The organism is Pseudomonas maioricensis, assembly GCF_022790535.1.
Lineage (GTDB): Bacteria > Pseudomonadota > Gammaproteobacteria > Pseudomonadales > Pseudomonadaceae > Aquipseudomonas > Aquipseudomonas maioricensis.
Genome location: NZ_LOHG01000020.1, coordinates 57485 through 76421 on the forward strand (window position 1 = coordinate 57485; position 18937 = coordinate 76421).

At 57.8% G+C, this 18937-nt stretch carries 17 protein-coding genes; 5 read left to right on the forward strand and 12 right to left on the reverse strand.

The genetic code is table 11. From position 1 onward, the window contains the following. Positions 1-491: 491 nt before the first annotated feature. From AUC61_RS22865 to ptrR, 9 genes are all read right to left on the reverse strand, one after another. Entirely contained in the window at positions 492-1532 is a 1041-nt protein-coding gene (locus tag AUC61_RS22865; RefSeq protein ID WP_243248462.1) for a Gfo/Idh/MocA family protein, read from the reverse strand. A gap of 93 nt (positions 1533-1625) precedes the next feature. Continuing rightward, entirely contained in the window at positions 1626-2495 is an 870-nt protein-coding gene (locus AUC61_RS22870; protein WP_122666218.1) for a phosphogluconate dehydrogenase C-terminal domain-containing protein, read from the reverse strand. A gap of 4 nt (positions 2496-2499) precedes the next feature. Further along, entirely contained in the window at positions 2500-3306 is an 807-nt protein-coding gene (locus AUC61_RS22875) for a sugar phosphate isomerase/epimerase family protein (protein WP_243248463.1), read from the reverse strand. After that, the gene (locus AUC61_RS22880; RefSeq protein ID WP_243248464.1) at positions 3291-4115 is read right to left on the reverse strand and encodes a triose-phosphate isomerase family protein; all 825 of its coding nucleotides are present in this window, start codon (positions 4113-4115) and stop codon (positions 3291-3293) included. Before AUC61_RS22880 ends, AUC61_RS22875 begins: the two co-directional genes overlap by 16 nt. Then, positions 4112-4582 carry a ribose-5-phosphate isomerase gene (locus AUC61_RS22885; RefSeq protein WP_122666221.1) on the reverse strand — a complete coding sequence of 157 codons (471 nt, stop codon included), beginning with the start codon at positions 4580-4582 and terminating at the stop codon, positions 4112-4114. Before AUC61_RS22885 ends, AUC61_RS22880 begins: the two co-directional genes overlap by 4 nt. Continuing rightward, entirely contained in the window at positions 4575-6338 is a 1764-nt protein-coding gene (locus tag AUC61_RS22890; protein WP_243248465.1) for a dihydroxyacetone kinase family protein, read from the reverse strand. Before AUC61_RS22890 ends, AUC61_RS22885 begins: the two co-directional genes overlap by 8 nt. A 3-nt stretch (positions 6339-6341) precedes the next feature. Further along, positions 6342-7700, reverse strand: coding sequence for an MFS transporter (locus AUC61_RS22895; protein ID WP_243248466.1), 1359 nt, complete (start codon positions 7698-7700; stop codon positions 6342-6344). A 342-nt stretch (positions 7701-8042) separates the two neighbouring features. Next, positions 8043-8384: a hypothetical protein gene (locus AUC61_RS22900; RefSeq protein WP_243248467.1), complete on the reverse strand. Its 342-nt coding sequence runs from the start codon at positions 8382-8384 to the stop codon at positions 8043-8045. Positions 8385-8598: 214 nt separating this feature from the next. After that, positions 8599-9486, reverse strand: coding sequence for a putrescine utilization regulator PtrR (gene ptrR / locus AUC61_RS22905; RefSeq protein ID WP_243248468.1), 888 nt, complete (start codon positions 9484-9486; stop codon positions 8599-8601). A 101-nt stretch (positions 9487-9587) separates the two neighbouring features. Between ptrR and AUC61_RS22910 the strand changes: the two genes are divergently transcribed. The 3 genes from AUC61_RS22910 to AUC61_RS22920 all read left to right on the forward strand — a co-directional run bounded on the left by AUC61_RS22910 (position 9588) and on the right by AUC61_RS22920 (position 13979). Beyond that, positions 9588-10979 carry an aldehyde dehydrogenase family protein gene (locus tag AUC61_RS22910; protein ID WP_243248469.1) on the forward strand — a complete coding sequence of 464 codons (1392 nt, stop codon included), beginning with the start codon at positions 9588-9590 and terminating at the stop codon, positions 10977-10979. Positions 10980-11327: 348 nt separating this feature from the next. After that, positions 11328-12887, forward strand: a complete 1560-nt coding sequence (locus AUC61_RS22915; protein WP_243248470.1) for a sensor domain-containing diguanylate cyclase — start codon at positions 11328-11330, stop codon at positions 12885-12887. Between the two features lie 222 nt (positions 12888-13109). Beyond that, complete coding sequence (locus tag AUC61_RS22920; RefSeq protein ID WP_243248471.1) at positions 13110-13979, forward strand: isocitrate lyase/PEP mutase family protein; 870 nt, start codon at positions 13110-13112, stop codon at positions 13977-13979. 30 nt (positions 13980-14009) lie between these two features. Here AUC61_RS22920 and AUC61_RS22925 read toward each other — a convergent pair whose 3' ends face one another. Next, positions 14010-14600, reverse strand: a complete 591-nt coding sequence (locus AUC61_RS22925; RefSeq protein WP_243248472.1) for an NAD(P)H-dependent oxidoreductase — start codon at positions 14598-14600, stop codon at positions 14010-14012. A 90-nt stretch (positions 14601-14690) separates the two neighbouring features. Here AUC61_RS22925 and AUC61_RS22930 point away from each other — a divergent pair, with 90 nt between their 5' ends. Both AUC61_RS22930 and AUC61_RS22935 read left to right on the forward strand, forming a co-directional pair. Continuing rightward, positions 14691-15293 (forward strand): TetR/AcrR family transcriptional regulator, encoded by a 603-nt coding sequence (locus AUC61_RS22930; protein ID WP_243248473.1) that lies wholly within the window; start codon positions 14691-14693, stop codon positions 15291-15293. Positions 15294-15304: 11 nt separating this feature from the next. Next, positions 15305-17014 carry an amidase gene (locus AUC61_RS22935; RefSeq protein WP_243248474.1) on the forward strand — a complete coding sequence of 570 codons (1710 nt, stop codon included), beginning with the start codon at positions 15305-15307 and terminating at the stop codon, positions 17012-17014. Positions 17015-17272: 258 nt separating this feature from the next. Here the strand turns inward: AUC61_RS22935 and AUC61_RS22940 are convergent, their stop codons facing one another. Further along, positions 17273-17905 (reverse strand): response regulator transcription factor, encoded by a 633-nt coding sequence (locus tag AUC61_RS22940; protein ID WP_243248475.1) that lies wholly within the window; start codon positions 17903-17905, stop codon positions 17273-17275. Then, the gene (locus AUC61_RS22945; protein WP_243248489.1) at positions 17898-18920 is read right to left on the reverse strand and encodes a sensor histidine kinase; all 1023 of its coding nucleotides are present in this window, start codon (positions 18918-18920) and stop codon (positions 17898-17900) included. The genes AUC61_RS22940 and AUC61_RS22945 overlap by 8 nt, the downstream gene beginning before the upstream one ends. Between the last annotated feature and the right edge of the window lie 17 nt (positions 18921-18937).

Consider the following 18937-nt stretch of genomic DNA (forward strand, 5'->3'; position numbering starts at 1 on the left):
TGACAGCCGACCTGGTTGTGTGAACCTACCAATATTCTGTAGGAGCTGCCGAAGGCTGCGAAGCGTTGTGTCAGACAAGGTCTGTGTTGGCTGTGCTGACGTCTCGCGAACAAGTTCGCTCCTACCTGTCCGAGGCGATCCTGCTGCTTTAGATCTGCTTTTGATTTTGATCTCAGGCGCCCCGTTAAACCACGCCGGCCGGAATTCGATGTTGATTCGGCGGGTGAACCGGCATGGATGCCGGTTTAGCCGCACTGGGCCATAGATGGCCCTTTGCGGCGGCCCGCCGAATCAACGTCGAATTACGGGCATGCCGAGCCTAGGCGAGGCACCCAGTGGTGGGGCAAGAGCGTTTTGCTTACTTTTGTCTGGGCCGGCTTCCGGATTCACAAAAGTGAGGCGCCGTAAGGGCGCAACCAATACCAGCCGTTACCTAAGAAATGGATACGCACACAATAAAAGATGCGCCACTCAGAACACAAAGCTAAAGATCACCCCCAACGCTGCGGCCTAACGGTAGTACCCTTTTCTGCCGACTCATACGCCGCTTCCACCAACGCCTGGGTATTGAAGTTGTCACTGCCACATGTTTCAGCCGGGCTGCCGGACTGCTGGCTCAACAACCACTCCCGCTGTAACCGCAAGACACTTTCCTGAATCGCAAACCACGGCGCCTCAGCCCATCCTGGAATGCTCGGCGTCACATCAAGCACGCGTGTCACCCCCTCAGCGTGTACCTGCAGACTGAAATCCGCCAACAACCGCAGCGAGCCTTTATTACCGTCGATTTCCAGCAGACTCTGCGGGAACGGATCTTTTTCAACCCGCGTGGCATAACTGAAGTCCACCACACTGGTAACACCCGAATCATGAGCCAACAACAACGTGGCGACGTCCTCGCCGTTAATGGCTGGATTAACCCGTCGTGTTTCGCAGGTCAGACGGCCGACGTCACCAAACAGCGCACGGGAGATATCCAGCACGTGGACACCCAAATCTTCAACGATGAAACGTGGGGTCTGGGCCAAATAAGGCTGCAAGCGGTACACGTCAAACCCGCTGCGAAAGCTGATACGGCCAAAAAACGGCGTGCCGATGACACCCGAGCGCAGCTGTTCGATGGTCGCTCGGATCGCCGCCTGCCAGCGGAAGTTCTCATGCACAGTGAGGCTGACTCCCTGCTCGGCACAGGTATTGATCATCACTCGGGCGTCATCAAGGGTCAGCGCGAATGGCTTTTGGCAAATCACCTGAACACCGGCCAGAGCCGCCATCAACACCAGCGGTTTATGGGCAACCGGCGGTGTCACGATATCGACGAAGTCCAGATGCAACTCATTGAGCATCACCTGCGCATCGGTGAACTGCGCTGCGCCGGGATGGTGGCTGGCAAAAGCAGCCAAACGTTCGGCATCGTTATCACACAAGGCAACGATCTCCACGCCCTCCAGTTCCTGCCAGGCACGTAGCTGGTTAAGGGCAAAAAAACCGCAGCCGATCAAAGCGCCACGCAAGGGTTTAGCGTTCGGCATAAAAACTCCTGTTCAGCCGGATAGATAGACAGAAACAAAAACGCCCGGAGGTATGAGCCCCCGAGCGCAACGTTAGCGGTTAACCCGGGTTAATCAAGCCGCGTCGGCCTTACGCACCGCATCGATCTTGAGCATGCGGGCGATGATCAGATCCAGCTCCTTCTCATCGAAGATCTTTTTCCAGTCCGGCTTGATGATTTGCTCACGGCCGTAATCGATGGCGATCAGGCAGGCATCCGAGAATGGATTGGTGCTGCGGAACGCCACCGCCAGGGCGATCTGGATATGCCCGTACAGCATGGCCTTGGCCGCGGCTTCCGGTACACCGATGCGATTGATGGTTTCGTCGAGCGCTTCCTTCATGAAGCTGCCCACCATGCACGCCACGGTTTCCACCAGCGTCGGCTCCAGGTAGGCCAATTGCTTGACCGTGACCCAGTGCACTTCTCCTACCGGGCCGTACATCACGGCAATGATGTTGGCCAGTTCGGAGCGCTGTTTGTCATTACCGGTTTCGAATGCAGCACACACGTCCTGAATCGCGGCGGTGCCACCAAAGGCGTCGGCGTGCTCTTCTTTGGTGGTGCGCTCCAGGAAAACCGAGGGGTGGCACGGATGAGCCACGGCCTGGTGAATCCCGTCACGCTGTGCCAACAGCCCGGCATAGGAAGCTGCCGGGTCGAGGGTCAGCAGGATCGCACCGTTTTTCATCTGCGGCACCACCAGCCCGGAGACGGTTTCCAGCGCGACATCAGGCACGGCGAGGATAACCACGTCAGCGTGAGGCACCACTTCCTCGGTCACCGACAACTGCCGTCCGGAGGCCAGAATCTGCTCCTGCGCCCGGGGGGAGTTTTCACAGTAGGTCACACTGTAATGGCTGCCTTGCAGGTTCTTGGAAATGCGCATGCCCATCTTTCCGCCAGCGCCCACAATTGCAATTTTTTTGAGTTCGTATGTCATGGGGTCACTCCTCGCTTTGCTTAGCATTCAGGTAGTTCAGGTTGTGTCGGGTCCATTGATCTTCGAGTGCGCAGGTTGTCGCGGCATCTGATTGCCATGGCAGCCAATGCTCGATGATCTGGTTGATGTTGTTTTGTTCAGGGTTCACTTTCGCCCGCATGTAGTCGTAATCCAGCAGGCCCTCACCCATCGGGCAGCCCGCAAAGGTGAACCCTACCCAGCCATCGCGACGGGAAAAATTGAAGTCTTTGACGTGCAGGTTCAGCACTCGCGGAGCGGTCATGTCGATGACGTTTTTCGGGTGCTCCAGCGCGGCCACGCAGTTGCCCGGGTCCAGACAAATACCCAACCAGGGGCTGTCGACGCGCTCGACTGCATCGAGGATGGTCCGCGTCGGTACCTGCTCGTAGGTTTCCAGGGCGAGCTTCACGTCCTGCTCGACAAAGCGCGGCATTACCGCTTCCAGCAAACCGAACGCTTGGTCCGGGCTCGGCTTATGGCTATTGCTGTTGAACATGCTGCGCAGCAAGCGAACATCGAGCACTTGGGCGATTTCCAGATATTTGATCAAATGCGCGGTTTCCAGCCCGCGAGTGCCCAGCTCAAGAACGATCCCAAGCTGATCAGCCTGGGATTTAAGGGCCTGAAGTTGCTCCGTCGAGAACGCTTCAATGCCCCGGTAATCGCAGATCTGGAATACACCGGCGCCGAGTTCAGCGGTGTGTTGCAGCATTGCCGACAGGTCCATCGGGCGCGGTACCCGCTCGGAACCGCGCCAGAAAAACGAATAAGTACTCAGGCCGATTGCCATTGCTTAGCCTCCCGCGAGATCGTCAGGCTGCGTTCACACACGCGCACAGCCTCTTCGAGAATCGATTTGAAAGCTGCGGGGTCGTGGGCAAAACGGCCGAGAAAAAGACCGTCGACCTGCCCCCCCAACTGGCTGAGCAGCCCCGGCCCGGCACTGCCGCCGTAGATCACCCGCGCGTTACTCAAGCCCTCACCGGCAAGGCGACTTTTCAGCAGCGCGCAGACGCTGCCAATGTAATCCGGTGAAGCAGCCTGACTGGCGCCAATGGCCCATTGCGGCTCGTAGGCAAGAATCAGATCGCCCTGCAGGCCTGCATGCCTGGCCGCGATCAACGACGCTTGCAGTTGTTGCATGCAAACCTGAACCGCGTGCTCGATACCCTTGTCATCGGCTTCGCCCAGACACAGCACCGGGGTTAGAAAGTTGCGCCAGGCAGCAGCGGTTTTGTCAGCGATGTTCTGATCTGTTTCTGCGAAATAGCGGCGTCGCTCGGCGTGACCGATCTCCACCACCTGACAGCCCATTTCCTTGAGCACCGCCGGACTGACCTCACCGGTGTAGGCGCCCTCGTCTTCCCAGAAAATGTTCTGCGCGCCGACCTGAGCGCCGCCCGCGAAAATTTGCAGCGCGGGCGCCAACATTGGGAAGCTCGGGATAATGAATATCTCGACAGCGCCACTGCGCACGTGTGCCTGCTGCTCAATGTGCGCGGCAATGGCTTTACACCAGTCCAGCGTGCGCTGGTAGCCGAAATACATCTTCAGGCTAACGCCAAGCGTCACCACCGGGGCGCTCATCGCGGCATTCATCTGGCGCTCACTCGCTCGTAATCACTCAAGGTTTTGACCTTCAGAGCCGATGCCGAGGTTTCGTCAAAGTGATAGGTCAACCACTCCTTGAGCAGACGCCGGGCCAGCTCCAGGCCAATTACACGCTGACCAAATGTCAGCACTTGAGCGTTGTTGCTGAGGATCGCGCGCTCGACTGAAAAGCTGTCATGTGCGGTGACTGCGCGGATGCCGGGCACTTTATTGGCGGCAATTGCCACGCCCAGCCCGGTGCCGCAAATCAACAGTGCCCGATCGGCCAGCCCTGCTGCGACTTTCTCGGCAGCCGCGATCGCCACCAAGGGGTAAGACGTGTGGCTTTGGGCATCAACACCAACGTCCTCGATAAACTCCACCAGAGGATTGGCCAGCAAATCGCGTTTGAGGGCTTCCTTGTATTCGTAACCGGCATCATCGCAACCGATAACGATGCGTATTTTGTCACTCATGGACTGTCTCCTCGGAACGACTGGACGCACGAATACCAGCCAGCAGCACTGGCTCGATCGCGCTGATAATCAGGGAAAGGGAAACCGCACCGGCATCTGGAGTACCGAGGCTTTTCTCAGCCAGTGGCCGCGCACGACCGATGCGTGGCCGCAGTTCGGCCGTCGCGGCGGCGGCCTCTTCAGCGACCCGTGCAGCGACGCTCCACGCCTCGCCCAGCTCAAGACCGCGCTGCGCTGCTTCGCACAGCGCCAGGCTGAATGGCACCAACACATCGACCATGGTTTTATCGCCAGGCTGGGCCTTGCCGAAATGCATAATGCCCTCGCTGGCCTTGCGTATTCCTTCGGCCACCAGATCTGCGTCCGGATCAAGCCGGTCACCGAGCGTGGTGCCCAACGCCGTCAAGGCGACGCCCCACAGAGCACCGGAGGTGCCACCGGCTTTATCGGCCCAGGCGTCTGCCGCACAGCGCAGCAACGTGCCTGCGCCACCGTCGAGGGCCAGAATTTCCCGCGCCTTGGCGACCGCAGCCACGACCCCGCGCTGCATGCCAATCCCGTGGTCACCGTCACCGGCGACGGCGTCGATGCGACCGAGTTCGTCTGCATGTTCAAGCACAGTGGCTTCGGCCCTTTCCAGCGCCTGCAACACGCACTTGGCAGAGCGACGGGATTTCATGCTGGCGGGCGGGATGACCTGTTGCTCAACCAGTTGCAGGTCCAGTACATCCGACTGTTTAGCCAATAACACCGAGCCTTTCCGGTAGGCAGGCGTCGACACCGGCGCACGCCAGAAAAGCTCCAGCTCTTCATCCAGCCAGCACAGGGTCAAGGACACCCCGGCCATGTCGAAACTGGTCACCAGTTCGCCGACCTCAGGCTCAACCACTGTCAAACCTGCGCTGCTCAGCAACTGCGCAACGCGCCGGTAAACCACGAACAGCTCTTCATACTTCACGCTGCCCAGCCCGTTGAGAATCACCGCAACACGCTGACCTTGCGCCTCGTCGATGCCATCCGGCAACTCGTCGAGCAACGCGGCAACCAGTAATTGAGCCAGTTCATCAGCCGTCGGCACCGGCCCTTCATCGATACCAGGCTCGCCGTGAATGCCCATGCCTAGCGCCATTTTGCCGTGGGGCACGTTGAACAGAGGCTGATCGGCGCCCGGTAGCGTGCAGCCGGAAAAAGCCACGCCCAGTGAGCGAGTGCGATGGTTCGCATGCCGCGCTACACGCACAACTTCGTCGAATTCATAACCGGCTTCAGCAGCCGCGGAAGCGGCCTTGAAAACCACCAGATCGCCAGCAATACCGCGGCGCTTATGCAGCTCGGCAACAGATGCACTGGAGATGTCATCGGTAACGGCAATCACCTCGCAAGGGATGCCTTCCGCGTTGAGACGATCTCTGGCCAAACCGAAATGCAGCACGTCTCCGGCATAGTTGCCGTAACCCAGCAACACCCCGCCACCTTTGTGCGCAATGCGCGACACGCTGTAGATCTGCTGCGCCGAGGGCGAAGCAAACAGGTTGCCCATGACCGCCGCATGCGCGAGCCCCTGCCCCACCAGCCCGGCAAACGCCGGGTAGTGCCCGGAACCGCCGCCAATAACCACCGCGACCGAACCTGCCGGGGTATCGGTGCTGCGCACTACCCCACCGGCTACCTGACGAACCTTGTCGCCGTGTACCGCAACAAAGCCCTCCACTAACTCCCCGGCAAAAGCTGATGGCTGATTGAATAAACGCGTCATTTATTATTCTCCCTGTGTGACAGGTTGAGGCCCGGCCATAGTCGCGGCCGGAGCGACTCTTCGTTGGCTACCGAGCGCGACCATGAGAATCGCCGACATCAGCATCAGCCCACCGACGACAAACATCGGCACGGTATAGCCGCCGGTACTTTCCTTGAGCATCCCGGTGACAAAGCCTGCGGAGAAGCCAGCAACGTTGCCGACGGTGTTGATCAGCGCCACTGCTGCGGCAGCCGAAGCGCCGGTCAGAAACTGAGTGGGCAAGGTCCAGAAGTTAGGCAGCGCGGCGAAGATCGAGCAGGCGGTGATGGTTACCACTGCAACTGTCGTGGCGGGCGACCCCATTGCCAGGGCAAGGGGAATACTCACCGCACCGGTCAACGCGGGCAGTGCAACGTGCCAGGTACGGCAGCCACGTTTGGTCGCGTCACGTGACCAGAAATACAAAGCCACTGCAGCAGGCAAATAAGGTATTGCGGTGATCAACCCCTTCTCGAAGACCGTGAAGGTGGTGCCGAACTGCGCCTGGAACCCGCCAATAATGGTCGGCAGGAAGAACGACAACGCGTACAGGCCATAGATGAAACCAAAGTAGATCAGGCACAGCACCCAGACGCGGCCGTTCAACATTGCGCGGCCTACGCTCAAGTGGCCCTGGCTGGATTGGGTCTGCTGCTGTTCACGCTCAAGCTCACCTTCCAGCCAGGCCTTTTCTTCGCTGTTCAGCCATTTGGCATCGGAAGGTTTGTCCACCAGGTAGTACCAGGCGATGAAGCCGACCAGAATCGCTGGCAACGACACCCCGAGGAACATCACCCGCCAGCCCGCCAGACCGAACAGCCCGTCATGCCCGATGAACCAGGCCGCCAGCGGCGCGCCAATCACCACGGTGAGCGGCTGCGCCAGATAAAACAGCGAGAGAATTTTGCTGCGGTAGCGCGACGGCACCCACAGGCTCAGATAAAGAATCGCCCCAGGGAAGAAGCCTGCTTCGGCCACACCCAGCAGCAGACGCAAACCGTACAGCCCTTCGATGCTGCTGACCCAAGTGAAAAGCAGCGAAACAATGCCCCAGGAGACCATGATCCGGGCCAACCATTTGCGCGCACCGAAGCGATGCAGCGCCAGATTGCTGGGCACTTCAAGAAGGATGTAGCCAATGAAAAAGATCCCGGAAGCGAGGCCGAATTGCGCGATGGTCAAGCCCAAGTCCTGGGTCATGCCATTGGGGCCTGCAAAAGAGATTGCCGTGCGGTCCAGGAAGTTGATGAAAAACATCAACCCCACGAACGGTACCAGCCGGAGTGAGATCTTGCGGATGGCCGATTTCTCGACGCTATGGGATGCGGAGACAGTTGACATGTCGTTTCTCCGACTCATCTACGGCGAGCGTTTGCACGCTTGCTGATGTGATGAGGTGATTTCTTATTTTGATCGCTGTAAGGCAGCGATTTCACCTAAGCCAGGCCGCTTGGCGAAGCGATTGACCTGGCTAAAGGTTTAGCATGCACATTTTCATTTGTATACTGTGATGATGGTATGATCTCTATACCTCGATCACAAAACGCTTTCTCCTGGCTTCGAAACCATTGAGCTTGAGCGGCCGCGACTAAATCGAACCGCTTGTCAAAAAATGCAAAGGCGTGAGGAGCTATCAGCAGGCAGGAGCGTACATCTGTGTAGCGGGCAACAATGAGTCAACCGTTACAGGCACTCCTGTGCCGCCTGCTCGAAACTGGAAGGCGTGAAACTTGAAGCCAGCGGTCGACGCTCGTACAGGAACACCTTTCCTCCCGTCGGGGCTTTGTAAGCCTCGATCACGTTGTCTGCTGCAATAGCACTGGAGACCACAACTCGATAGTGGCGCTGGCTTTGTGACAACGTCGGCGCGAACTTGCGTTCCTGCAACTTGGGCACAAGGCAGTCGGTGTATTGCTCGGGTGACTTGGCCGTTTGCAATACACGGGTCGGCTGATTGGGCGCAGAGGCACAGCCAGTCAGAAGAGAAACGGCAAGTGCGGAAGTACAAAAGAGAGAGAGACGCATTAACGAAATCCTGAATAACAAATCTGCCAAAGGGCAGGGTTTCCAATGCCGGGTATTTTCCGGATTTATTCAGGAAACAGAAGTTTTAAGTTGTGATGTTGAATATTGTTTAGAACGATAGTTTGAAACAGCCCTATAAAAGCCAACTTATTGGCGAGACGCAATATCTGAATGCGCCTGTTTGATGTTTCGCCAACAAGTTGGCTCCGACAGGTCATGTATTTAATGACTCTTGTTGAACCACGCCCCGCTCCTCCAGCATCCGCACGAACATGGTCAGGCTGCGCGAAACGGTGCCTTTGCGCCATACCAGCCAGGTGCGTAAAAACCGGAACGCTTCTGCCATCGGCCAGACGCTGACCGTGGTGCAGCCCGGCATGCTCTGCAACATGCTGCGCGGCATCAGCGCCAGGCCAGCACCGGCGCTGACGCAGGCAAGCATCCCGTGATACGACTCCATTTCGAATATCTTGCCGGGCACCGCCGCGTCGGCGGCGAACCACTGCTCGAAGTGATGGCGGTAAGAGCAGTTGGAACGAAAGGCGTAAATATTTTCGCCGCTGACGTCCAGCGCTCTGCCGATCGGTGCATGGTTGAGTGGCGCAATCAGCACCATCTCCTCCTCGAACGCGGGTACGCCCTCAAGTGCCGGGTGCAAAACCGGGCCATCGACAAAGGCCGCCACCAGCCTGCCCGCCAGTACGGCATCGATCATGGTGCCAGACGGGCCAGTGGACAGATCGAGTTCAACCTTCGAGTACTGCTGGTTATAAGCGGCCAGCAATTCGGGAATCCGCACCGCCGCCGTGCTCTCAAGTGAGCCAAGAGCAAATGACCCCTGAGGCTCTTCACCGGCAACCGTGGCGCGAGCCTCCCCCACAAGGTCGAGAATACGCCGTGCGTAATCGAGGAAGCTCCAGCCTGCTGGCGAAAGACGCAAGCGGCTTTTTTCCCGGATAAACAGATCCACGCCCAGATCCTGCTCAAGCTGTTTGATCCGGGTGGTCAGGTTGGAAGGCACGCGATGGATGTGTTGCGCGGCAGCGCTGATGCTGCCCTGTTCGGCAACGGCCTTGAACATTTCCAGCTGGACCAGATCCACACCATTCTCCTTTTGTGAAAGATACGCTCAGTATTATTCAGTTTTCATAAAAACAACAGCGCCGTAACCTGAACGCATTCCCCACCCAGCAGGACGGTGCAATGACTACTATCTCCAGCGTTACCCATGCCATCTCGATCAATCCCGCCAACGGCGAGCAGATCGGCCATTATCCTTTTGAATCTGAGGCGGCCCTCGATAGCGCCTTGTCCCGGGCTTCCAGCAGTTATGCCCCATGGCGCAAAACAGCCGTGACAGATCGAGCTCAGTTGATGGTTGCCCTGGCCAGAGCGTTACGCGACAACGCCACCAACATGGCAAACATGATCACCCAGGAAATGGGCAAACCGATTACCCAGGCCCGAGGCGAAATTGAAAAATGCGCACAACTGTGTGAGTGGTACGCAGAACACGGCCCGGCCATGCTAAGCGCCGAACCGACTCTGGTTGAGGGCGGTAAAGCCCAGATCGAGTACCGCCCTCTCGGCCCGATCCTCGCGGTGATGCCGTGGAATTTCCCTGTCTGGCAAGTGCTGCGCGGCGCGGTGCCAGTGCTGCTTGCCGGTAATACCTATGTCTTGAAGCATGCGCCCAATGTAATGGGCAGCGCCTACCTGCTGCAGGACGCGTTCAAGCGTGCAGGATTTGCAGACGGTATTTTTGAAGTTATCAACGTAACGCCAGAGGGTGTTTCCAAAGCGATTGCCGACCCGCGAATTGCAGCTGTCACCCTGACTGGCAGCGTCCGTGCCGGTATGGCGATCGGGGCTCAGGCCGGGGCTGCGCTGAAAAAATGCGTGCTGGAACTGGGCGGCTCCGACCCGTTCATTGTGCTCAATGATGCGGATCTGGACGTAGCGGTTAACGCCGCCGTTGTCGGACGTTTCCAGAACAGCGGGCAGGTTTGCGCAGCCGCCAAACGCCTGATTATCGAGGAAGGTGTGGTGGAGGAATTCACCCGCAAATTCGTCGAGGCGACACGTCGGCTTTCAGTGGGTGATCCACTGCTGGCAGACACCTATGTCGGCCCAATGGCCCGTTTCGACTTGCGCGACGAGCTGGACGGTCAGGTGCAGGCCACTCTTCGTGAAGGCGCAACGTTATTACTCGGTGGCAGAAAAACAGAAGGCTCTGGAAATTTTTACGAGCCGACGGTTTTCGCCAATGTTACCGACCAGATGACCTCTTTCAAGGAAGAGTTGTTCGGCCCGGTCGCGTCAATCATCACCGCCCGTGACGCTGCCCATGCGCTGTCACTGGCCAATGACAGCGAGTTCGGCCTTACCGCGACTGTCTACACTCGCAATGTTGATCAGGCTCGCAAAATGGCTGATGAACTGGAAACCGGAGGCGTATTCATCAATGGTTACAGCGGCAGCGACCCACGGGTAGCCTTTGGTGGTGTGAAAAAAAGCGGTTTTGGCCGTGAGCTTTCACACTTTGGCCTGCGCGAATTCTGCAACGCACAGACCGTGTGGCTGGATCGTCGCTAAGCGTCTGGTGATTCTTTTACCCCGAGCAGCGCCTATCAGGTTTGCAATGACCTGAGCCCATGAACTGCCCCCCGAAGTCTGGACCAAGTGTCCAGATTCCGGGGGGCAGTTCAGTTGCACCGTCCCCTCGCTCAAATCTGTTTGAGGCATTACTGGTAAACCGTGAAAGGCGGTTGCATGATGCGCGGGCCAAAACACCCGGTCTACGGACATTCGGTCAGCCCCCTTCCAATGGTTGAGGAGGTTAAACGCAAAATGCACCATCCGCAGGCCGCCTTGTCCTAATCGAACAACGTTCATTTCAGGTCAGCCACGCCGTTGAATGAAGCAGGTTTGAAGGAGATGTTAATGCCCGGACGCAACTCGCCAGAGCACGAGTCAGCAAGCCCTGTCGAAATTTATGCGGCGAAAGCAATGCGAACCGGAGCGACTTTTCGGCTTACGGTCATCTTCATGCTGGTTGTGATCCTCGCCTTTCTGAGCGTCGAGGGTTGGCGTACATGGCGAGATTATCGTTCCGCCTTCTCATCCGCTCAGGACTCAGTCACAAATCTGGCCCGCGCAACCGCACAGCACGCTGAAGATGCCATACGGCAAGTCGACGTACTGACGGCGGCCCTCAGCGAACGAGTGGAAGGTGACGGTTTAGAGCATCTCGACGTCCCGCGCATCCACAAGCTGCTGGTCCAGCAATCCAGAATCATGCCGCAACTGCATGGTCTTTTTATCTACGGCCCCGATGGACAATGGGTAGTGACAGACAAAGAGGTCACGCCTGAAACCGCCAATAATGCTGACCGGGATTATTTTCAATATCACCGCACTCACAATGATCGCAGCGTTCGTATCAGCGCCGTCGTGCGAAGTAAATCAACCAACGACCTGATCATCCCTATCTCTCGTCGTTTGAATAACAGTGACGGCTCATTTGCCGGGGTGCTGCTGGGGACAATCAAAGTCAGTTATTTCGTCGACTATTACGGCGACTTCAAAATTGATGACAAGGGGGCACTGGTTCTCGCCATGCGCAACGGGACCATCCTGGTCAGGCGTCCTTTTGTTGCATCCGTGGTTGGGCAAAGTCTGGCGAACAGCGAGATTTTCAAATCCTACCTGCCCAACTCCAATGAAGGCATCGCTGCTGTAAAAGCCGTGGTGGACGATACCGAACGCCTCTATGGCTACAGAGCGCTGAGTACTTATCCGTTAGTCGTGGAGGCAGGCCTTTCGCGAGAGTCGATTGTTGCGCCCTGGCGGCTTGATCTGCTGAAAAGTGGATTGATTCTGCTGTCGCTAATTATCGTGCTCTCGATCTTTGCGCTGATTGTCTTGATCCAGTTGCGTCAGAGAATGGCCATGGAACGGGAGATCCGGGATGCTCACCAGGCCATGCGAGATATGGCGCTGACCGACAGCATGACCGGGCTCGGAAATCGCAGGCGCCTGGACAGTGCATTACTGGATGAGATTCGTCTGGCCAAACGGCAGAACACGTCTCTGGCGTTGATCATGCTCGATGTCGATTACTTCAAACGCTACAACGACCAGTACGGACATGCCGCTGGCGATGATTGCCTGACCGCTGTAGGTGGCGCTATCCAGCAAGCCGTTCAGAGGCCAGGGGACCTTGCTGTCCGATACGGCGGCGAAGAGTTCACCGTGTTGCTGCCCAACACCGACAAGGCAGGCGCAACACGGGTTGCGGAAGCAATTCTGGAAGCGATCAGGGCATTGAATATCGAACATGTCACACACCCTTTGGGCAAGGTGACGGCCAGCGCGGGCGTAACGGCCAGTCAACCAGGCCGAGAAGAGGTGACGCCCGCCAATTTGCTGAAGTCAGCGGACGGCTGTCTTTATCTGGCGAAACAACAGGGCCGCAACTGCTGGTGCTCCACTGCAGGCTGATCAAGCACATTGGAGGGCGCGCGCCGTAATATTTGTCTTGATGTCTGGATCAAGACAGGCGGAGGATGTGAAGCAAGGCTTCTACCTGAGGGTAGAAGCCTTGCCAGGCTTGCATCATGCATTTGGCGCATAGGGCATTCTCAAACGTCATAACCCTATATTTTCCTGCATGGTAGTCTCGCGCCACTACGAATATGAAGAAGCCTAGAATCAGGAAACGTCATGCCCAGAATGTCCCACTTGGCGCTGCGCCAAAATTTTCGAGCGCTGCTCGCCTCACAAACCTGCTTCGAAACCGCTTCAGTCTTTGATCCGATGTCTGCACGCATCGCCGGAGACCTGGGTTTTGAAGTCGGGATACTGGGAGGTTCCGTAGCCTCGCTGCAGGTATTGGCAGCCCCGGACTTCGCGCTTATTACGTTGACTGAGTTCGCTGAACAAGCCACCCGAATTGGCCGTGTTGCGCAGCTTCCCTTTATTGCCGATGCCGACCACGGCTACGGCAACGCCCTGAACGTGATGCGCACCGTTGAAGAGCTTGAGCGTGCGGGCGTGGCGGCTCTGACCATTGAAGACACGCTTCTGCCCGCACAGTTCGGTCGTAAATCGACAGACCTGATTACCATCGAAGAAGGTATCGGCAAGGTCAAAGCGGCGCTGGAAGCACGCATTGATCCCGAACTGTCGATCATCGCCAGAACGAACGCCGGTGTCCTGCCGGTCAAAGACATCATTGAGCGCACCCTGGCTTATGAAAAAGCTGGCGCCGACGGGATATGCATCGTCGGTATCAATGATTTCGAACACCTGGAACAGATCTCGGAACACCTCTCCGTGCCGCTGATGCTGGTGACCTACGGCAATCCCAAGCTCAATGACATGCAACGTCTGGCCAGTCTGGGCGTCCGCATAATCGTCAAGGGCCATGCGGCTTACTTCGCAGCAATCAAAGCGACTTACGATTCACTGCGCGCCCAGCGCCAGGTGACTCACAGCACCTCGAACCTGAGCGCTACCGAGTTGACCCACACCTATACCCTGCCCGAGAACTATGTGGCCTGGGCTAAAGAGTTCATGGACGTCAAAGAGTAATCCAGACCTGGAACGGACCAGGAAGACCCCTCACCCTGAGAAAATAGCGCTGCCTTTCTCGTAGGCAGCGTCCAGGTGAACGGCCGGATCCTGGGTTTCGGAGTCCAGCATTAGCCCGGAGGTCACGACCTTCGCCCCGCAATAGTCAAAGATACCGTGATCGATTTGCACTCTCATGGCCGAGGCATAGCCATGACGCTCATAGGTGCCAGCATCAGCGCCCCCTACTCCCACCAGATGCACCCTGAGACCGCCCAGCTTCTTGATCAACTTTGCATCTGAGCTGAAGTCAAACGCCCAGCCGTTGGAAAAGACCCGGTCTATCCAGCCTTTAAGCAGCGCAGGCAAGGACCACCAGTAAACCGGGTAAACGAGGATCAAGGCGTCTGCCGCGTCGATCCGTGCCTGCTCGGCAATGACATCTGCGGGTGCAGGCCCTTCCCTCCGGTGGACGGCACCGTCAGCAGCGGTGAAGCGAGGGTCGAATCCCGAGGCCGACAGATCAACTACTTCAGCAGTGTTTTGCGAATCCGCGTCGGTAATGCCCTGTGCAATATGCCTGGCGATGCTGTGAGTCAAAGAGCTCGTATCAGGGTGGCTGACGACAATGAGTGCGTGCATGCGGAAGCTCCAATGCAGATGATTGCTGATGAGTGCTGATAGCTATATACTTTTCGTACATTAACTTTAAGTTACCTTTGGTATATAATCATGTCAAGCCAACCTTCAGCCTCGAAACCGCGCCAACGGATGTCTCGGGAAGGTCGCTTGAGCCAGTTACTGGAAGTCGCGTGGCAGATCGTTCGGGAAGAAGGCACTGAAAGCCTGACACTTGGCCACCTCGCCCAAACAGCCGGTGTCACCAAGCCCGTTGTCTATGATCATTTCCCGACTCGCCCACTGCTGCTTGCACGGCTTTATCAGGATTTCGATACGCGCCAGACCGCCCTGTTTGATGAAGCCCTGCGCAACGGCGGCGCGACCGTGCAAGCCCGCGCCAGAGTGATTGCCGACTCTTATGTCGATTGTGTGCTGCTACAAGGTCGCGAGATACCCGGGGTGATTGCAGCGCTGAGCAGCTCCCCCGAGCTTGAGAAAATCAAGCGTGATTACGAACAGATTTTTATGGATAAGTGTCGCGCGGCCTTAGCCAACGACAGCGAAAACAGTCAGATTACGAATGCTCAAATGCGCGCCATGCTCGGCGCTGCCGACGCGCTGTCGAATGCCGCCGCCATGGACGAGATTTCCGCGGAAGAGGCTAAGTCAGAACTTTTCGAGATCATTCTGGCCATGACTAAAAGAGTTCATTAAGTGAGAACCCAATGATCAACGTCACAGAAGTTTCCATCGCAGCCCTGCGTACTGCGCTTGAGTCAGGGCAGACCACCGCCGTCGAGCTGGTCGGTGCCTACCTCGCAAGGATTGACGCCTACGATGGTCCGGACACGGCCACCGCACTGAACGCCGTTGTGGTCCGCAATCCAGAGGCAATGGCTGAGGCCCAAGCATCGGATGCGCGTCGGGCAAAAGGTCAGACGCTGGGGCCGCTTGATGGTATTCCCTACACCGCCAAAGACAGTTATCTGGTCAAGGGCCTCACCGCCGCCTCAGGCAGCCCGGCATTTGCCAGCCTGATTGCCCAACACGATGCGTTCACCATTGGCCGCCTTCGTGCGGCGGGAGCCATCTGCCTAGGCAAGACCAACATGCCGCCGATGGCCAATGGCGGCATGCAGCGCGGTGTGTATGGCCGCGCCGAGAGCCCGTATAACGCTGACTACCTCACGGCACCGTTTGCTTCCGGTTCATCGAACGGCGCAGGCACTGCTACTGCCGCGAGCTTCGCCGCATTCGGCATGGCAGAGGAAACCTGGTCGAGCGGCCGAGGCCCCGCCTCCAACAATGGTCTGTGCGCCTACACGCCTTCGCGCGGAGTCATATCGGTACGCGGTAACTGGCCGTTGACGCCGACCATGGACGTGGTCGTGCCTTATGCGAGGACCATGGCGGACCTGCTGGAAGTGCTTGATGTCATCGTTGCAGAAGATCCTGATACCCGTGGCGATCTCTGGCGCTTGCAGCCGTGGGTAACTATCCCCAGCGTTGCTTCGGTACGTCCGGCGTCCTATGCCAAACTCGCGGCGGACACCAAGATCCTTGCGGGCAAGCGTTTTGGCGTCCCGCGCATGTACATCAATGCTGACCCTGAAGCAGGTAGCTCTGAAAAACCTGGCATTGGCGGCCCGACCGGGCAGCGCATCATCACTCGCCCGTCAGTCATCGATCTGTGGCAAGAGGCACGCAAGACGCTTGAGGCGGCCGGGGCGGAAGTAATTGAGGTGGACTTCCCGCTGGTGTCGAACTGCGAAGGTGATCGTCCAGGTGCGCCTACGGTGTTTACCCGCGGACTGGTCTCCAAGGAGTTTCTCCATCATGAACTGTGGGATTTATCGGCATGGGCTTTTGACGAATTCCTGCGCGCCAATGCCGACCCTGCATTGAATCGTCTGGCTGATGTCGACGGCGCAAAAATTTTCCCCCATGACCCCGGCACCCTGCCTAACCGCGAAGACGACCTGGCGGCCGGCATGGACGAATATGTACGCATGGCCGAGCGAGGGATTACCCCGTGGAATCAGATCCCCACCCTGCCTGACGGGCTTAGGGGGCTGGAGCAGACGCGTCGCATCGACCTGGAAGACTGGATGGAAGGCTTGAAGCTTGATGCCGTGTTATTCCCGACGGTGGCTGATGTTGGCCCGGCGAATGCCGATATCGACCCGCACTCCGCCGACATTGCCTGGAGCAACGGCGTGTGGGTTGCCAACGGCAATCTCGCCATTCGCCACCTCGGGGTGCCGACCGTTACGGTACCCATGGGCGTAATGGCAGACATCGGCATGCCTGTGGGCCTTACATTTGCGGGGCGCGCCTACGACGACTCGAACCTGCTGCGCTTTGCTTCGGCCTTTGAGTCGACCGGCAGCAAACGGCTGATCCCGCCCCGGACACCGGAATTGAACGAAGAGTGACCCTGTGAGACCAGCGTTGCGCCCCACCCCGGTCACTTTTACAGGAAAAAGCGCTCCAAGTCGGGTCGCTATATTTTGTTCGACAGGAGGTTGCCGGGTGTCACTGACACCACGCTGTCGCGCAGCACGGGTGACCTTGTAGGAGCTGCCGAAGGCTGCGATGGCGCGGTATGTCAGGAGAAATGCTTCGCAGCCTTCGGCAGCTCCTACAGAAAGCGCATTTCAGCGTTTTGCTTGATAAGAGCTGCCTCAAAGCAGTCAACTATCGGCTTTCAAACGCTCCGACATTTTGACCAGCGTCGCCAGAGAGTCAGCGTCCATTTTGCGCATCAGTGCGCCCCGTCTGACTTTCACGGTTATTTCGCTGACACCCAACCGGGCAGCCACCTGCTTGTTAAGCAGGCCTGAAACGACCAAGGCCATGACCTCACGCTCGCCGTCAGTCAGAGTGGAATGACGCTGCTTCAATTGAGTGACCAGGGCTGCAGTCTCTCGCGCTTGCTTATCCTGACTCAGACCAAGACTGATGGCGTCGAGCAGATCCTGCTCACGGAACGGCTTGGTCAGAAACTCGATAGCCCCCGCCTTCATGGCTTTCACAGACATGGGGATATCACCGTGACCGGTGATAAACACCACAGGAATCGAAATCCCCAGACGCGCCAGTTCCCGCTGAAAATCCAGACCGCTCATGCCCGGCATACGCACATCCAGCACCAGGCATGCGGGCACATCCGGCAGTGTCGCCTCGAGGAACTCGCGTGCAGACCCGAACGTCATGCAGGCCAGGCCGGTAGACGCCAGCAAATCCTCCAGTGACTCACGCACCGAGCGGTCATCATCGACGATGTAAATCATCTCGGCAGTGCTTTGAGCGGCAGTTTCAGGCATCGGGTTCCCTGGCAACAGTTGGCAGTGTGAAATGAAAAGTAGCGCCCCAAGGCAGGTTACTCGAGGCCCAGATACGACCGTCATGCGCCTCGATGATGGAGCGACTGATGGCCAGGCCCATTCCCATCCCGTCAGGGCGGGTCGTGTAAAAAGCCTCGAAAACCCGCTCGCAGTCATCCGGCAATACACCGTTGCCTTGATCAACAACAGAGAAACGCAACTGGTGAGGCGAGTCGAGCACGACATGGCAGTCCAGCCTTCGCCGCTCGGGCCCCACTTGACGCATCGCGTCCACAGCATTCAGGGCGAGATTAAGAATGACCTGCTGAATTTGCACTTCATCGGCAAGCACCGGAGGCAGGCCTTCTTCAACCTCTACGTGTAACGCAATGTCGTGCTCCGCCAACTCTCCGGCCATCAATCGCAGAGCGCCGTTAAGCGTGTCCTCGACGTTAAGCCATTGTTTGGCAGGCGACTGATGCCTTGCCATGCTACGCAACCGGGCAATGATGTCGCTGGCCCGGTGCGTGTCAGTGATTATTCGCTCAACCGCCTGCCGGGCTTTCGGCAGATTGGGTGGGTCTGCTGCAATCCAGCGCAGACAGGCGCTGCCACTGTTAACCGTGGCAGCCAGCGGCTGATTCAGTTCGTGCGCGATAGAGGCGGCCAGTTCGCCCAGCACGTTGACCCGCGCAACATGCGCCAGGTGCGTGCGTGTTTCATGCACGGTACGAATGGCAGTCGACAAGCGCAGCGCCAAATACGTGGTGCAGGCAATGGCCGCTAGACTGATCAGCACATTGATCAGCCCCGCCTCGGTATCACCGAAACGAGTAAAGCGGTAACTCACGATCGTCAGCACCATACAGACGACAGATACCCCCGCCACCGCGCGCGCAGGCAAAAACCTTACCGCGATCAACACCACGATGGTTTGAAAGACCCCGACCGCAATTTCAAGGTCAGTCACCGTGTCGATTGCAGCGATACCGGATGCCAGCGCAAGCAGCAGCATCAAACGAAGCGTCAACC

What these genes read in the sequence shown, in the direction of transcription:
- AUC61_RS22865 (WP_243248462.1), bottom strand. Translation starts at nt 1,532, where the DNA reads ATGCCGAACGCTAAACCCTTGCGTGGCGCTTTGATCGGCTGCGGTTTT.
- AUC61_RS22870 (WP_122666218.1), bottom strand. Translation starts at nt 2,495, where the DNA reads ATGACATACGAACTCAAAAAAATTGCAATTGTGGGCGCTGGCGGAAAG.
- AUC61_RS22875 (WP_243248463.1), bottom strand. Translation starts at nt 3,306, where the DNA reads ATGGCAATCGGCCTGAGTACTTATTCGTTTTTCTGGCGCGGTTCCGAG.
- AUC61_RS22880 (WP_243248464.1), bottom strand. Translation starts at nt 4,115, where the DNA reads ATGAATGCCGCGATGAGCGCCCCGGTGGTGACGCTTGGCGTTAGCCTG.
- AUC61_RS22885 (WP_122666221.1), bottom strand. Translation starts at nt 4,582, where the DNA reads ATGAGTGACAAAATACGCATCGTTATCGGTTGCGATGATGCCGGTTAC.
- AUC61_RS22890 (WP_243248465.1), bottom strand. Translation starts at nt 6,338, where the DNA reads ATGACGCGTTTATTCAATCAGCCATCAGCTTTTGCCGGGGAGTTAGTG.
- AUC61_RS22895 (WP_243248466.1), bottom strand. Translation starts at nt 7,700, where the DNA reads ATGTCAACTGTCTCCGCATCCCATAGCGTCGAGAAATCGGCCATCCGC.
- AUC61_RS22900 (WP_243248467.1), bottom strand. Translation starts at nt 8,384, where the DNA reads ATGCGTCTCTCTCTCTTTTGTACTTCCGCACTTGCCGTTTCTCTTCTG.
- AUC61_RS22910 (WP_243248469.1), top strand. Translation starts at nt 9,588, where the DNA reads ATGACTACTATCTCCAGCGTTACCCATGCCATCTCGATCAATCCCGCC.
- AUC61_RS22915 (WP_243248470.1), top strand. Translation starts at nt 11,328, where the DNA reads ATGCCCGGACGCAACTCGCCAGAGCACGAGTCAGCAAGCCCTGTCGAA.
- AUC61_RS22920 (WP_243248471.1), top strand. Translation starts at nt 13,110, where the DNA reads ATGCCCAGAATGTCCCACTTGGCGCTGCGCCAAAATTTTCGAGCGCTG.
- AUC61_RS22925 (WP_243248472.1), bottom strand. Translation starts at nt 14,600, where the DNA reads ATGCACGCACTCATTGTCGTCAGCCACCCTGATACGAGCTCTTTGACT.
- AUC61_RS22930 (WP_243248473.1), top strand. Translation starts at nt 14,691, where the DNA reads ATGTCAAGCCAACCTTCAGCCTCGAAACCGCGCCAACGGATGTCTCGG.
- AUC61_RS22935 (WP_243248474.1), top strand. Translation starts at nt 15,305, where the DNA reads ATGATCAACGTCACAGAAGTTTCCATCGCAGCCCTGCGTACTGCGCTT.
- AUC61_RS22940 (WP_243248475.1), bottom strand. Translation starts at nt 17,905, where the DNA reads ATGCCTGAAACTGCCGCTCAAAGCACTGCCGAGATGATTTACATCGTC.
- AUC61_RS22945 (WP_243248489.1), bottom strand. Translation starts at nt 18,920, where the DNA reads ATGCTGCTGCTTGCGCTGGCATCCGGTATCGCTGCAATCGACACGGTG.